15 protein-coding genes are annotated in these 13,132 nt (G+C 62.5%); 2 read left to right on the top strand and 13 right to left on the bottom strand.

The features are described from left to right. The first annotated feature begins 36 nt into the window (after positions 1-36). A complete protein-coding gene (fliK, locus tag G7026_RS05610; RefSeq protein WP_181069762.1) occupies positions 37-1,566 on the top strand; it encodes a flagellar hook-length control protein FliK in 1,530 nt (509 codons plus the stop codon). Continuing rightward, entirely contained in the window at positions 1,563-1,874 is a 312-nt protein-coding gene (locus G7026_RS05605) for an EscU/YscU/HrcU family type III secretion system export apparatus switch protein (protein WP_181069761.1), read from the top strand. The genes fliK and G7026_RS05605 overlap by 4 nt, the downstream gene beginning before the upstream one ends. Here G7026_RS05605 and G7026_RS05600 read toward each other — a convergent pair. The 13 genes from G7026_RS05600 to fleN form a co-directional block, all read right to left on the bottom strand. Next, the gene (locus tag G7026_RS05600) at positions 1,855-2,295 is read right to left on the bottom strand and encodes a rhodanese-like domain-containing protein (protein ID WP_181069760.1); all 441 of its coding nucleotides are present in this window, start codon (positions 2,293-2,295) and stop codon (positions 1,855-1,857) included. The genes G7026_RS05605 and G7026_RS05600 overlap by 20 nt on opposite strands. A 173-nt stretch (positions 2,296-2,468) precedes the next feature. Further along, positions 2,469-2,873, bottom strand: coding sequence for a DUF2802 domain-containing protein (locus tag G7026_RS05595; RefSeq protein WP_181069759.1), 405 nt, complete (start codon positions 2,871-2,873; stop codon positions 2,469-2,471). Positions 2,874-2,876: 3 nt separating this feature from the next. Continuing rightward, entirely contained in the window at positions 2,877-3,356 is a 480-nt protein-coding gene (locus G7026_RS05590; protein WP_178077614.1) for a chemotaxis protein CheW, read from the bottom strand. Between the two features lie 72 nt (positions 3,357-3,428). Then, a complete protein-coding gene (locus tag G7026_RS05585; protein WP_181069758.1) occupies positions 3,429-4,316 on the bottom strand; it encodes a CheW domain-containing protein in 888 nt (295 codons plus the stop codon). Between the two features lie 87 nt (positions 4,317-4,403). After that, complete coding sequence (locus tag G7026_RS05580; RefSeq protein WP_181069757.1) at positions 4,404-5,192, bottom strand: ParA family protein; 789 nt, start codon at positions 5,190-5,192, stop codon at positions 4,404-4,406. A gap of 90 nt (positions 5,193-5,282) precedes the next feature. Further along, a complete protein-coding gene (gene motD / locus G7026_RS05575; RefSeq protein ID WP_181069756.1) occupies positions 5,283-6,119 on the bottom strand; it encodes a flagellar motor protein MotD in 837 nt (278 codons plus the stop codon). A 3-nt stretch (positions 6,120-6,122) separates the two neighbouring features. Continuing rightward, positions 6,123-6,863: a flagellar motor protein gene (locus tag G7026_RS05570; protein WP_181069835.1), complete on the bottom strand. Its 741-nt coding sequence runs from the start codon at positions 6,861-6,863 to the stop codon at positions 6,123-6,125. Beyond that, positions 6,863-7,957, bottom strand: a complete 1,095-nt coding sequence (locus G7026_RS05565) for a protein-glutamate methylesterase/protein-glutamine glutaminase (protein WP_181069755.1) — start codon at positions 7,955-7,957, stop codon at positions 6,863-6,865. The genes G7026_RS05570 and G7026_RS05565 overlap by 1 nt, the downstream gene beginning before the upstream one ends. Positions 7,958-8,004: 47 nt before the next feature. After that, positions 8,005-10,209: a chemotaxis protein CheA gene (locus G7026_RS05560; RefSeq protein ID WP_181069754.1), complete on the bottom strand. Its 2,205-nt coding sequence runs from the start codon at positions 10,207-10,209 to the stop codon at positions 8,005-8,007. A 12-nt stretch (positions 10,210-10,221) separates the two neighbouring features. After that, positions 10,222-11,010: a protein phosphatase CheZ gene (locus G7026_RS05555; RefSeq protein ID WP_181069753.1), complete on the bottom strand. Its 789-nt coding sequence runs from the start codon at positions 11,008-11,010 to the stop codon at positions 10,222-10,224. Positions 11,011-11,029: 19 nt separating this feature from the next. Next, positions 11,030-11,404 carry a chemotaxis response regulator CheY gene (locus G7026_RS05550; RefSeq protein ID WP_176947307.1) on the bottom strand — a complete coding sequence of 125 codons (375 nt, stop codon included), beginning with the start codon at positions 11,402-11,404 and terminating at the stop codon, positions 11,030-11,032. A 74-nt stretch (positions 11,405-11,478) separates the two neighbouring features. Then, complete coding sequence (gene fliA, locus G7026_RS05545) at positions 11,479-12,225, bottom strand: RNA polymerase sigma factor FliA (RefSeq protein WP_181069752.1); 747 nt, start codon at positions 12,223-12,225, stop codon at positions 11,479-11,481. Beyond that, the gene (gene fleN / locus G7026_RS05540) at positions 12,222-13,049 is read right to left on the bottom strand and encodes a flagellar synthesis regulator FleN (RefSeq protein ID WP_181069751.1); all 828 of its coding nucleotides are present in this window, start codon (positions 13,047-13,049) and stop codon (positions 12,222-12,224) included. The genes fliA and fleN overlap by 4 nt, the downstream gene beginning before the upstream one ends. Positions 13,050-13,132 lie beyond the last annotated feature (83 nt).

Raw genomic sequence — 13,132 nt, 5'->3', positions numbered from 1 at the left:
CAAAGTCATCAGGTTGTAAGGGCATTTGAAGCAAACATGACCGAGATCAAGGCCGCACAGCCTCTTCCAGCCGCCCCGCCCCGCTCCGCGGCGGCCGCTGCGGATCTGGCGCTCAAGCTGCTCCAGCCGATGCAGGGCCTGCTCGCCGCTGGCGAGAGCGCCGAGGCGGAGGTCGTCAGCGTCAAGGAAAGCGGTCAGGCGTTCCAGCTCATCCTGCGCCTGACGCTCGACAACGGTCGCCAAACCACCCTCGAAGCCCTCAGCAATCGTGCCGTGGCCAGCGGCACCGCCTATGCCGTCACCGCCCTTTCCGACAATCGGTTGATGGCCAGTCTGCAGGCGCTGGCTCGTCAGCCAGTGGGCAGCATCGATCTGGAGCGAGTGCCCATTGGCACCGTGCTGCAGGGCAAGGTGGTGGCCAGCCAGCAGATCGCGGCGGCCAAAGGCGAACAAGCCGTATTCAAGATGGTGATCCAGCTGCTCAATACCGCCATGGCCAGTGAAAAACTCGAGATCGAGTCCACCACACCGTTGCCCCTGGGCACCTTGCTCACTGCCCAGGTCAAGGGCAGCCAGGCCCTGAGCTTCCTGCCCCTGAGCGGTCGGCTGGACCAGCTCGCGCTCGGCCAGCAGATGGCCTCGCAGCAGGAGCGCCAGGCTTCGCTCGAGGGCCTGCTCGGGGCGTTGCGCAATGCAGGCTCGCTGCCGGAGGGCCTGAGGGGCGCCGCGGAAAAACTGCTCGGTCTCATGCCGGACGTCAGCGAACTCACCGACCCGAAGGCCCTGGCTCAGGCACTGGAAAAAAGCGGCACGCTGCTGGAGGCACGGCTGCTCGCAGGCCAGCACGGCGCGGCGCAGGGCGACATGAAGGCCGCGTTGCTGCGGCTCATCGCCCAACTGCTACCCAACCTGCCCGGCAGCACGCCGCTCGCCTCCGCCCAGGCCGGCGCAGCCATGGGCCAAGCGCTACCGGCCTTCGCCCGTCACGCACTCGGTGTATTCGGGCAGAACGGCGCGCGCCAGCCGGCAATGGGCTTTCCATTACCGAGCCGGCTGCTTCAAGGCATGGATGAGGAAGCGGACCTGGAAACCCTGCTCAAACTCGCCGCCGCAGCCGTCTCTCGCCTGCAGACGCATCAACTGTCCAGCTTGGCGCAATCCCAGGTCGGCCCGGAAGGCACCTTGCTGACGACCTGGCAGATGGAAATCCCCATGCGCGATCAACGCGATATCGTGCCCCTGCAGGTCAAGCTGCAGCGCGAGGAAAGCCCACCCGAACAACGCAAGGAAAAGCCGGAAATCGTCTGGCGAGTGGAGCTCGCCTTCGACCTGTCGCCCCTCGGCCCGCTGCAGGTACAGGCTCAGCTGGCGCAGGGCAATCTGTCGAGCCAGCTATGGGCCGAGCGCGCCGGCACTGCACAACTGATCAATGGAGAACTCGCGCATCTTCGCGAACGATTAACGGCGGCCGGCCTCGCAGTCGCCGAACTGGCCTGTCGCCAGGGCACGCCACCGCAAGGGCCAAAAACCTCGCTTGAACAACGTTTCGTGGATGAAACCGCATGAGCAAGCAAGTCATCGCACTGGCCTATGACGGCCGCAACGCGCCGAGCGTGACCGCCAAGGGTGACGACGCGCTGGCCGAGGCAATTCTCGCCATCGCTCGCGAACACGAGGTGCCGATCTACGAGAACGCCGAACTGGTCCGGCTGCTGGCAAGGCTCGAACTCGGCGACGCGATTCCCGAGGCGCTCTACCGCAGCATCGCCGAAGTCATCGCCTTCGCCTGGTATCTCAAGGGCAAGGCCCCCGTAGGCTTCGGCCAGCGCGACGACGGCGACGCGCCGCTGTTGCTCAGTGGGCCTGAGCGCTAAGGGCGGAGAGTTCGCCCGCCATACTCTTGCCCTGGGGGAAATCCGCCAGCTGCCAGGCGAAGTAGCCCTCGCGAAAATAGAACACCTGCTTGTAGCCCCATGCCACCGCGCGCCGCGCCGCGGCCGCGCCACTGGGACAGACTTCGCTGTCGCAATAGAGCACCAGCGGCACCTCGCGCGGCCACTGCCCCTGGGACAGTCCCGGAAAGCGACCGTGCAGGTCGAGATGAACGGCGCCATGGATATGCCCCCAGCTCCACTCTCGCGTCGGCCTGACGTCAACGAATACTGCCCCCAGGTCGTAGAGACGCTTGGCCTGATAGACGTTGACTGTCATCGCGCCTTCGACTTCAAGCGGCGCTTCTTCGGCTTGCCCCCAGGCGGGAACGCTGAACAGGATGAGAACCAGAATGCGCAACATCACGCCCTCCCCGGCCTGAGCCATGCGGAGCCCGAATGACCGAAGGGTCATTCCTTAACCTTGGAGAGCAGGAAGTCGCGCGGGGTTCAATCGACCTGATGTCGAGGGGATCGGCCAGGCATCGCGCTGGCGGGTGGAAGGGACTCGGAGCCGGCATGCCGGCATCAGGAAAGTCAGCGCTGCGGGCGCCGACTCTGGTGCAGCTTGCTCATCAACTCCGCTTCGGCCTGGGTCAGGCCGCAGGACTGGGTCAGATCATCGACGCTGGCGCCCATGCCCACCAGCCGGGCGGCCTGGGTGAACGACAGGCTGCCTGGATCGCGCTGCTCGAGCTGGGTCAGCTTGTCAGGCAGCGGCGCAACAAGACGGCGCACCTCATGCAGCTCCTCGCCGATGCGGACGCTGCCTTCAAGATAGGCATCCAGGCGCTTGCCCAGCTCCTTGATGCGCTGGTCGCGCATGGCGTCGCGCTCGGCCTGTAGTTGTGCCTGCAACTTGTGGCTCTGCATCAGCCAAAGCAGCAGACCCAACAGGCCGACGCAGCACACCGCCAGCACAGCCACCGCAGCGATCAGCATGGATCAGATGTTCTCCAGGTCCGACCATTCTTCTTCGGTCATCATCTTGTCGAGTTCGACCAGGATCAGAAGTTCGCCGTTCTTGTTGCAGACGCCCTGGATGAACTTGGCCGACTCATCGTTGCCCACGTTGGGCGCGGTTTCGATCTCCGATTGCCGCAGGTAAACGACTTCGGCAACGCTATCGACCAGAATGCCGACGACCTGGCGATCGGCCTCAATGATGACGATACGGGTATTGTCGCTGACCGGCGCGGGATCGAGACCGAAACGCTGGCGCGTGTCGATCACCGTCACCACGTTGCCACGCAGGTTGATGATCCCCAGCACGTAGCTCGGCGCACCCGGTACCGGGGCGATCTCGGTGTAACGCAGCACTTCCTGAACCTGCATCACGTTGATGCCGTAGGTCTCGTTGTCCAGGCGGAAGGTCACCCATTGCAGAATGGGATCTTCCGAACCCTGTGAAGACGTCATTTTCATAGCCCAGCCTCTCAGTTACCGCTGTGACGGTCGATTATCCATACCGGGAGCAAGACACGCCCGGGTTTCCATTCAGTTTCGCTTGCGCCCTGCTGGCTTCGCCGCCGACGCTTGCTCATGCTCGGCGCGCTTGGCCGCACCGCTTGCGATCAACTCGGCCAGCGCGGCCACATCGAGCAGTGCGCACATGTGTTCGATCACCGTTCCAGCGAGCCAGGGACGCTGGCTGCGCTGGGAACGCCATTTGACTTGCCGCGGATCGAGCCGGATCGAACGGCTGACCTGATGCACCGCCAAACCCCACTCGTAACCCTCTACCGAAATCACATACTGCAGGCCCTCGCGGAAATCGTCACGGTAGCGGTCCGGCATTACCCAGCGCGCCGCATCGAGCACCTTGAGATTGCCCGCCTGGCACGGCAGGATTCCGAGAAACCAGTCGGGCTGACCAAACAACGGCGTCAGCTCCTGTCCTGCCAACGGATAAATCGAGCCCAGACTGACCAGCGGGACGGCCAATGTCAGCCCCGCGACATCGAACAGCAGGCACTCGAACGGCTCTTCACCCCACGCAGGCTGTCCATCGAACTGCAATGGCGGTGTCAGCGGCGGCTCGCTCTTCGGCACCAGCTCGACCACAGGCGAACCGATGTCCAGTACAGGCGCAACAGCGGGCACGACCGCAGGTACCGGCGGAACCAGCACAGGCCTTTCCGCACCCGGCGCGACAAGCACAGGCGCAGCCGGCACTGCCGCAACAGGTGCCGGGGCCACCGCAGGCGATGCGACCACGGGCACCTTCGGCACCGCGTCGCGCTGCTGCTCTTCGAGCACGGCAGCCTGAAACTCGTCGAGCGTGACCGAGTCGGCCAGCTCGATCGCCGCATCCTGAAGCAGCGCGTCGAGATAGGACTGGAGAGCCAGCTGAGGGCGGGTTGCGGCGAGAACAGAGCGACTCATGAAACGCACTCGTAGGAAATATCTGAACAGGCTATCGGCTGGCATCGCCGCGGACTTGAGCCCCGACCGCAATTAGTTGCGTACATCTCAGGCTACCTGTGGGGTAGCCTGGTAGGCCAGCAAATGCTTGAGCAGCGCACGATAGGCAATCACCGCGCGGCTACCCGAATCGAACTGTGATGGCACCAGACCCGCACGGCTCGCATCGCGCAGACGGGTATCGACCGGGATGAACGCCTGCCATAGGTTCGCCTCATAACCCTGACGCAGCACCTTGAGCGTGTTCATCGACGCCTGGGTACGCCGATCGAACAACGTCGGCACGATGGTGTATGGCAACGCCTGCTTGCGTGAACGGTTGATCATCGCCAGCGTGCTGACCATCCGCTCGAGTCCTTTCACTGCCAGAAACTCCGTCTGCACGGGTATCACCAGCTGTTGGCTGGCCGCCAGGGCATTGACCATCAGCACGCCGAGTAGCGGCGGGCTGTCGATGATCGCGTGATCATAGTCTTGCCAGAGCTGTGTCAGACTTTTGGCAACCACCAACCCAAGGCCATTCTGGCCCGGCGATTGCCGCTCGAGCGTCGCCAGCACGGTGCTGGATGGCAGCAGGGAAATGCGCTCGTGGCTGGTCGGCAGTAGCAGCTGGCGCGGCAAACCCTCCGGCACGCTGCCTTGATGCTGGAACAGCTCGAAGACGCTGTGCTCGAGGCTATCGGGGTCTTGGCCGAAATAGCTGGTCATCGACCCATGTGGATCCAGATCGACCACGACCACGCGCTTGCCCGCGTCGGCCAGCAAGCCTGCCAGCGCGACAGAGGTGGTGGTCTTGCCTACCCCACCTTTTTGATTGGCTACAGCCCAGACTCTCATGACGTTCTTCCTCCCGGACCGATACGGATCGGGAACTGGCGTCGCCCCGAACAGGCACGACGGTGATTTGACGGTGCCGACACGGGCAGACTACCTGTCGGCACGTGGTGCAGTTTGCGTGCCAGCGCGTTGCAGCGTCGCGTCCGCCTCGGTATTGGCACTGCCGGCGCTCGTCACACTGCGGCGCACATCGAGATTGCGCGAGACCACCAGCACGACGCGCCGGTTGCGCGCGCGCCCTTCGGCCGTCGCATTGTCGGCCACCGGCTGGAATTCCCCATAACCGACGGCAGCCAGCCGGTCGGCGTCGACGCCTTGGGCGGCCAACATGCGCACCACACTGGCGGCACGGGCGGCAGACAGCTCCCAATTGGTCGGGTAGCTGGCGGTACTGATCGGCAGGTTATCGGTAAAGCCTTCGACATGGATCGGGTTCTGATACGGCGCGAGAATGGCGGCGACCTTTTCGATCAGCTCGAACGCACGGTCATTGGGAATCGCATCGCCACTGGGAAACAGCAGGCTCGAGCTCAGCTCCAGCTCGATCCACAATTCGTTGCCCCGAACCGTCAACTGACCGTCGCCGATCAGATCGCCAAACGCTTCGCGCATGCTCCGTGCGATGCTTTTCAGCGGGTCTTCAGGCGCTTCGGCTTGGTCGTTTGTGGCGCCTTGGTCGATGTCCAGGCGAATCGGCTCAGTCGTGCGCGGACGCTCCTCGCCGACCGGGATCGGCTTGATCGCGCGATCCTGGCTGCTGAATACGCCAACCAGCGACTCGGAAAGAATCTTGTATTTGCCTTCGTTCACCGACGAAATCGAATACATCACCACAAAGAATGCGAACAACAGCGTAATGAAGTCGGCATAGGAGACCAGCCAACGCTCGTGGTTTTCATGCTCTTCCTCACGCCTGCGTCGTGCCATCGCTCAGTCCATGAAGCCTTGCAGCTTGAGTTCGATCGAGCGTGGATTTTCTCCTTCGGCGATCGACAGCACACCTTCGAGGATCATTTCCCGATAGGCCGACTGTTTCTGCACGACGGACTTGAGCTTGTTGCCAATGGGCAACACCAGAAGGTTGGCGAAGGCAACCCCGTAAATGGTCGCGACAAAGGCCACGGCGATACCGCTGCCGAGCTGGCTGGGGTCGGCGAGATTGCCCATGACGTGAATCAGCCCCATCACCGCGCCGATGATACCGACGGTCGGCGAATAGCCGCCCATGCTTTCGTACACCTTGGCCGCGCGCAGATCTCGCCCTTCCTGAGTGTAAAGATCGACTTCGAGGATGCTACGGATCGCCTCGGGCTCGGCACCGTCGATGAGCAGTTGCAACCCCTTGCGCGCATAGGGATCGGCTTCGCTGTCGGCGACCGGCTCCAATCCTAGGAGGCCTTCCTTGCGCGCCGTCATGCTCCAGCCAACCACATCGGAGATGCCCCGGGCCAGATCGATACGCGGCGGGAACAATATCCAGCGGCCTATCACCATGGCACGCTTGAACACCGTGATCGGCGTCTGCAGCAGCACCGCGCCAAGCGTACCGCCGAGCACGATCAGCGCAGCCGGGCCGTTGAGCAGGGCCGAAATGTGACCGCCTTCCAGGAAGTTACCGCCGACGATGGCGATGAACGCCAAGGCAAGCCCAATGAGGCTCAGTACATCCACTAGCTGCATGCCTCGGCGATGTGACGGCCGATGTCGTCGAGGCTGTAGATGGCGTCGCTGAGATTGGCCTTGACGATCGCCATCGGCATTCCGTAAATCACGCAACTGGCCTCGTCCTGAGCCCAGACCTGGCTTCCGCACTGCTTGAGCAGGCGCGCGCCTTCACGGCCGTCGGCGCCCATGCCGGTCAGCACGACGGCCAGCACCTTGTCATTGAACGACTTGGCGGCCGAGCCGAAAGTGATGTCGACACAGGGTTTGTAATTCAGGCGTTCGTCGCCGGGCAGGATGCGTACCGATCCGCGCCCGTCGATCATCATCTGCTTGCCGCCTGGCGCCAGCAGCGCCAGGCCGGGACGTAGCAGATCGCCGTCCTCGGCCTCCTTGACGTTGATCCGGCAGAGCTTGTCCAAGCGCTCGGCAAAAGCCTTGGTGAAGGCCGCAGGCATGTGCTGGATCAGCACGATCGGCGTCGGAAAGCCGGCCGGCAGCTGCGTCAGAACGCGCTGCAGCGCGACCGGGCCGCCGGTGGACGTGCCAATGGCAACGAGCTTGTAGTTCTTGCGCTTGGGCGCCGCGCTGGTCGTTGGCGTGGCGTTCGGCCGCGGCGCCGGAGCGGCAGCGGAGCGCGAAGCCGGGGCTGCGGTGGAAGTCGTTGCCGAAGCAGCAGTGCTCAAGAAACTGCCGTAGTGTCGATTACTCCGCGCGATGGTATGGACCTTCTCGCAGAGCATCTGTTTGACCTTCTCGGGGTTGCGCGAGATGTCCTCGAAATTCTTCGGCAGATAATCGACCGCACCGGCGTCGAGCGCATCGAGAGTGACTCGGGCCCCTTCGTGGGTAAGCGAGGAAAACATCAGGACCGGCGTCGGGCAGCGTTGCATGATCTGCCGAACCGCCGTGATGCCGTCCATCATCGGCATCTCGTAGTCCATGGTGATGACGTCCGGCTTGAGCGCCAGCGCCTGATCGATGGCTTCACGACCATTGGTCGCGGTGCCAACAACCTGGATATTTTTATCGGATGAGAGGATCTCGGAGACGCGCCGGCGGAAAAAGCCGGAATCGTCTACCACCAGGACCTTGACTGCCATTGAACAACTCCTAGCGGCAGCGGCCGTGCGGCCACTGCCTCGCTGAATCAGATCTTGCGCGCGTAACGCTTGAGCATGCTCGGCACGTCGAGGATCAAAGCGATGCGTCCGTCGCCGGTGATAGTCGCGCCAGACATGCCGGGCGTGCCCTGCAGCATCTTGCCCAGCGGCTTGATGACCACTTCTTCCTGGCCGACCAACTGATCGACGACAAAGCCGATGCGCTGGTTGCCAATGCTGAGGATCACCACGTGCCCTTCGTGCTGCTCTTCGTGGGCGGCGCCCCGGACCAGCCAGCGCTTGAGGTAGAACAGGGGCAGAGCCTTGTCGCGGACGATGACCACTTCCTGGCCGTCCACCACGTTGGTGCGCGACAGGTCGAGGTGGAAGATCTCGTTGACGTTGACCAGCGGGAAGGCGAAGGCCTGTTCGCCCAGCATCACCATCAAGGTCGGCATGATCGCCAGTGTCAGCGGGACCTTGATCACGATCTTCGATCCGCTGCCCTTGGTGGAGAACACGTTGACCGTGCCGTTGAGCTGGGAAATCTTCGTCTTGACCACGTCCATGCCCACGCCGCGCCCGGAGACGTCGGAGATTTCGGTCTTGGTCGAGAAGCCAGGCGCGAAAATCAGGTTGTAGCACTCCAGCTCGCTCAGACGATCGGCAGCATCCTTGTCCAACAGGCCTTTTTCGACCGCTTTGGCACGCAAGACCGCGGCGTCCATCCCTTTGCCGTCATCGGTGATCATCAGCAGGATGTGGTCACCCTCCTGCTCGGCGGACAACACCACTCGACCGGTGCGCGGCTTGCCGGCGGCCTCGCGCTCATCCGGCGACTCGATGCCATGGTCGACCGCGTTGCGCACCAAGTGCACCAGCGGATCGGCCAGCGCCTCGACGAGGTTCTTGTCCAGGTCGGTTTCTTCACCGACCAGCTCCAGATTGATTTCTTTCTTCAGGTTGCGCGCCAGGTCGCGAACCAGCCGGGGGAAGCGTCCGAAGACCTTCTTGATCGGCTGCATGCGGGTCTTCATGACCGCGGTCTGCAGATCGGCGGTCACAACATCCAGGTTCGACACGGCCTTGGACATCGCCTCGTCGCCGCTGTTGGAACCCAGGCGCACCAGACGGTTACGCACAAGCACCAGCTCGCCGACCATGTTCATGATCTCGTCGAGGCGCGCCGTGTCGACCCGAACGGTTGTCTCCGCCTCGCTGGCCGCAGCCGGCTTCTCGGCTGTTGCAGCCGCGGCGCGCTTGGGCGCTTCGGCAGCAGCGGCCGCAGCCTTGACCGGCGCGGCAGCTACCGGGGCAGGAGCAGCGGCGGGCTTTGGCGCAGCAACTGGCGCGCTGGACGCTGCAACGGGCTCGACGAACTTGCCCTTGCCATGCAGCTGATCGAGCAGGGCTTCGAATTCGTCATCAGTAATTTCATCGCCCGAGGCCGCCACCGGTGCCGGTGCCGGTGCGGCGGGCTTATCTTCGGCAGCGGCCACGGCCGGCTCGAACTTGCCCTTGCCGTGCAGCTGATCAAGCAGGGCCTCGAATTCGTCGTCGCTGATTTCATCGCCTGCCGCGGCATTGGCCGACGGAGCGGCCGCTGGCGCTTGGGCCGCCGGCGCTGTGGAAAACTGACCTTTGCCGTGCAACTGATCGAGCAACGATTCGAATTCGTCGTCGCTGATTTCGTCCGAAGCCGCTCCCGCGGCGGACGGCTCGGTAGCAGTGTCCGGTTGGCCCAGAGAGTCGAGCATCTGCTCGAATTCTTCTTCGGTGATGTCACCGGAAGCGGGCCGTGGGGCGGCCACCGGAGCAGCGACGACCGGCGCCGGTGCTGCCGCAACAGGTGCCGCGGCGGAAGCCGGCTCGGCCAGCCGTGCAAGGGCTGCGAGCAGCTCGGGCGAGGCAGGCGTCATGTCGGTCCGCTCGCGGACCTGGCCGAACATCTCGTTGACGGCGTCGAGTGCCTGAAGCACGACGTCCATCAACTCCGAATCGACGCGTCGTTCGCCCTTGCGCAAGATGTCGAACACGTTCTCGGCGATGTGGCAGCACTCGACCAGCTCGTTCAGCTGGAGGAAACCGGCGCCGCCCTTAACCGTATGGAAACCGCGAAAAATGGCATTGAGCAGTGCCGTATCGTCAGGGCTGCTTTCCAGCTCGACCAACTGTTCGGATAACAACTCAAGAATCTCGCCAGCCTCAACTAGGAAATCCTGGAGGATTTCTTCATCGGCGTCGAAGCTCATATTGGCATACCCCTAGAAACCAAGACTGGAAAGCAGATCGTCGACATCGTCCTGTCCGGATACGACGTCTTCACGCTTATCGGCATGAATCTGCGGACCTTCACCTTTGGAAGGACCTTTTTGTAGTTCTTGCTCTTTTTTGATCTGTTCATGGTCATGCGTCACGTTGGTGAAGCGGTCGACCTGGCTGGCCATGAGCACCAGCTTGACCAGGTTCCCCTCGACTTCGGTCACCAGTTGAGTAACGCGCTTGATCACCTGCCCAGTCAGGTCCTGATAGTCCTGCGCCAGCATGATGTCGTTCAGGTGAGAGGACAGCTTTTGCGTGTCGCGCTCGCTGCGTGCCAAGTAAAGTTCGATGCGCTTGGCCAGCTCACGGAACGATTCCAGGCCAATCTCGCGGCGCAGCAGCTTGCCCCATTCGACACTGAGCAACTTGGCCTCGTCGTTCAGATCGTTGACCAGCGGCGCGCACTCCTCCACCAGATCCATGGTCCGGTTGGCGGCGCGTTCGGTCATCTGGACGACGTACGAAAGCCGCTCGGTGGCATCGGAAATCTGCGATACCTCCGTCGCGTGCGGAGTCCGGGGGTCGATCTGGAGATTGACGATGGCGGTGTGCAGTTCGCGGGTCAGCTTGCCGACCTCACGGTACAGGCCGTTGTCGTGAACCTGCGCCATTGCGTGAATCAATTGCGCCGCATCGCTGAACTGGCCTTTTTCCAGGTGTTCCGTCAGCTCGCGGGCATGGTTTTTCAGGGTCGACTCGAGGTCACCTGGTTGTGAATCGATATGCGCCATAATGCCCTCGCGGCATACATCAGCCGTTAACCCGCTCGAAGATCTTCTCGATCTTTTCTTTCAATACCTGGGCCGTGAACGGCTTGACCACATAACCGTTCACGCCGGCCTGGGCCGCCTCGATGATCTGGTCACGCTTGGCTTCGGCGGTCACCATCAGCACGGGCAGGTGCTTGAGGCGATCATCGGCGCGCACGGCGCGCAGCAAGTCGATACCGGTCATGCCAGGCATGTTCCAGTCGGTCACGAGGAAATCGAAACTACCGCTCTGCAGCATTGGCAGCGCAGTGGTGCCGTCATCCGCTTCGGCAGTATTGGTGAAGCCAAGATCACGCAAGAGGTTCTTGATGATCCGTCTCATCGTCGAGAAATCATCGACGATGAGGATTTTCATGTTCTTGTCCAAGTCGACCTCCGTAAGTCTCAAAATGCCTTAGCAGCTGAGCACGTCATCCATTGAGAAACCGTTCAGTGCGCGCGCCATTCGCCGAGGCGAGCACGCAAGCGGGCGGCACATTGACTGTGCAGCTGACTCACGCGCGATTCGCTGACGCCGAGCACCTGTCCAATTTCCTTCAAGTTCAGCTCTTCGTCGTAGTACAGCGACAACACCAGTTTCTCGCGCTCGGGAAGATTGGCGATCGCATCGGCCAGAGCCTGCTGGAAACGCTCGTCTTCAAGGTCGCGAAAAGGCTCGGGGTGGGCGCTGCTGGCGTCTTCGTTCAGTTCGCCGTGTTCACCTTCCTGGAGCAGGTCATCGAAGCTGAACAGGCGGCTGCCCAAAGTGTCGCCAAGGATGCCGTAGTACTCATCGAGACTCAATTTAAGTTCGGCAGCAACCTCGTGATCTTTAGCGTCACGTCCGGTTTTCGCTTCAATCGAGCGAATCGCGTCACTGACCATACGCGAATTACGGTGTACCGAACGGGGAGCCCAGTCGCCCTTGCGCACTTCGTCGAGCATGGCACCGCGTATTCGAATCCCTGCATAGGTCTCGAAACTGGCGCCCTTGCCGGCGTCGTACTTCTTGGATGCCTCGAGCAGACCGATCATGCCGGCCTGCATCAGATCATCGACCTGAACGCTGGCCGGCAGACGGGCCAGCAAGTGATAGGCGATGCGCTTAACCAAGGGGGCGTACTGGTCAATCAGCTGGTACTGCGAGTCCTTCGCTTGTGCCTTGTTTTCATACATACGAAGTCCGGCTGCTGTCATACGGAGTTATCTGCGGTTGGTCGAACGAGGCGTTCCACGAAGAACTCGAGATGGCCGCGGGGGTTTGCCGGCAGCGGCCAGGTATCGACCTTCTGCGCGATGGCCTTGAAGGCCAGCGAGCATTTGGAACGAGGATAGGCTTCATAAACGGCGCGTTGCTTCTGTACCGCCTTGCGCACCGTCTCGTCGTACGGCACGGCACCCACATACTGCAGGGCCACGTCGAGGAAACGCTCGGTCACCTTGGTGAGCTTTGCAAAAAGGTTGCGCCCTTCCTGCGGGGTGTGAGCCATGTTGGCCAGCACGCGGAACCGGCTCATGCCGTAATCCCGGTTGAGCAGCTTGATCAGGGCGTAGGCGTCGGTGATCGACGTCGGCTCGTCGGTCACCACCAGAAGCACTTCCTGGGCGGCGCGAACGAAGCTGACCACCGAGTCGCCGATGCCGGCCGCGGTGTCGACGATCAGCACATCGAGGTTCTCGCTGATGTCGCTGAATGCCTGGATCAGGCCGGCATGCTGCATGGGCGACAGCTGCACCATGCTCTGCGTGCCGGATGCGGCCGGAACGATGCGGATACCGCCAGGCCCCTGCAGGATGACGTCGCGCAGGTCGCAGTCGCCTTCGATCACGTCGGCCAGGGTGCGCTTGGCGCTCAGCCCGAGCAGGACGTCGACGTTGGCAAGCCCGAGGTCGGCATCGAGCAGCATCACCCGGCGACCGAGGTCGGCCAGGGCGAGCGCCAGATTGACCGACACATTGGTCTTGCCGACGCCACCCTTGCCGCCGGTCACCGCAATCACCTGTACGGGATGCATACCCATTTTAATTAAACACCTTTGTCTCGCTGAGGCCTGTCGGCCATAGATGCGTCCCGGCGGGACACCTCTGTTTTTGTCTGGACGGT

The sequence above is a fragment of the Stutzerimonas azotifigens genome (assembly GCF_013522725.1).
Lineage (GTDB): Bacteria > Pseudomonadota > Gammaproteobacteria > Pseudomonadales > Pseudomonadaceae > Stutzerimonas > Stutzerimonas azotifigens_A.
This window is presented reverse-complemented; position numbering and strand designations above follow the sequence as displayed.

Coding starts and splice junctions, on each gene's coding strand:
- fliK (WP_181069762.1), top strand. CDS start 37: ATGACCGAGATCAAGGCCGCACAGCCTCTTCCAGCCGCCCCGCCCCGC.
- G7026_RS05605 (WP_181069761.1), top strand. CDS start 1,563: ATGAGCAAGCAAGTCATCGCACTGGCCTATGACGGCCGCAACGCGCCG.
- G7026_RS05600 (WP_181069760.1), bottom strand. CDS start 2,295: ATGTTGCGCATTCTGGTTCTCATCCTGTTCAGCGTTCCCGCCTGGGGG.
- G7026_RS05595 (WP_181069759.1), bottom strand. CDS start 2,873: ATGCTGATCGCTGCGGTGGCTGTGCTGGCGGTGTGCTGCGTCGGCCTG.
- G7026_RS05590 (WP_178077614.1), bottom strand. CDS start 3,356: ATGAAAATGACGTCTTCACAGGGTTCGGAAGATCCCATTCTGCAATGG.
- G7026_RS05585 (WP_181069758.1), bottom strand. CDS start 4,316: ATGAGTCGCTCTGTTCTCGCCGCAACCCGCCCTCAGCTGGCTCTCCAG.
- G7026_RS05580 (WP_181069757.1), bottom strand. CDS start 5,192: ATGAGAGTCTGGGCTGTAGCCAATCAAAAAGGTGGGGTAGGCAAGACC.
- motD (WP_181069756.1), bottom strand. CDS start 6,119: ATGGCACGACGCAGGCGTGAGGAAGAGCATGAAAACCACGAGCGTTGG.
- G7026_RS05565 (WP_181069755.1), bottom strand. CDS start 7,957: ATGGCAGTCAAGGTCCTGGTGGTAGACGATTCCGGCTTTTTCCGCCGG.
- G7026_RS05560 (WP_181069754.1), bottom strand. CDS start 10,209: ATGAGCTTCGACGCCGATGAAGAAATCCTCCAGGATTTCCTAGTTGAG.
- G7026_RS05555 (WP_181069753.1), bottom strand. CDS start 11,010: ATGGCGCATATCGATTCACAACCAGGTGACCTCGAGTCGACCCTGAAA.
- G7026_RS05550 (WP_176947307.1), bottom strand. CDS start 11,404: ATGAAAATCCTCATCGTCGATGATTTCTCGACGATGAGACGGATCATC.
- fliA (WP_181069752.1), bottom strand. CDS start 12,225: ATGACAGCAGCCGGACTTCGTATGTATGAAAACAAGGCACAAGCGAAG.
- fleN (WP_181069751.1), bottom strand. CDS start 13,049: ATGGGTATGCATCCCGTACAGGTGATTGCGGTGACCGGCGGCAAGGGT.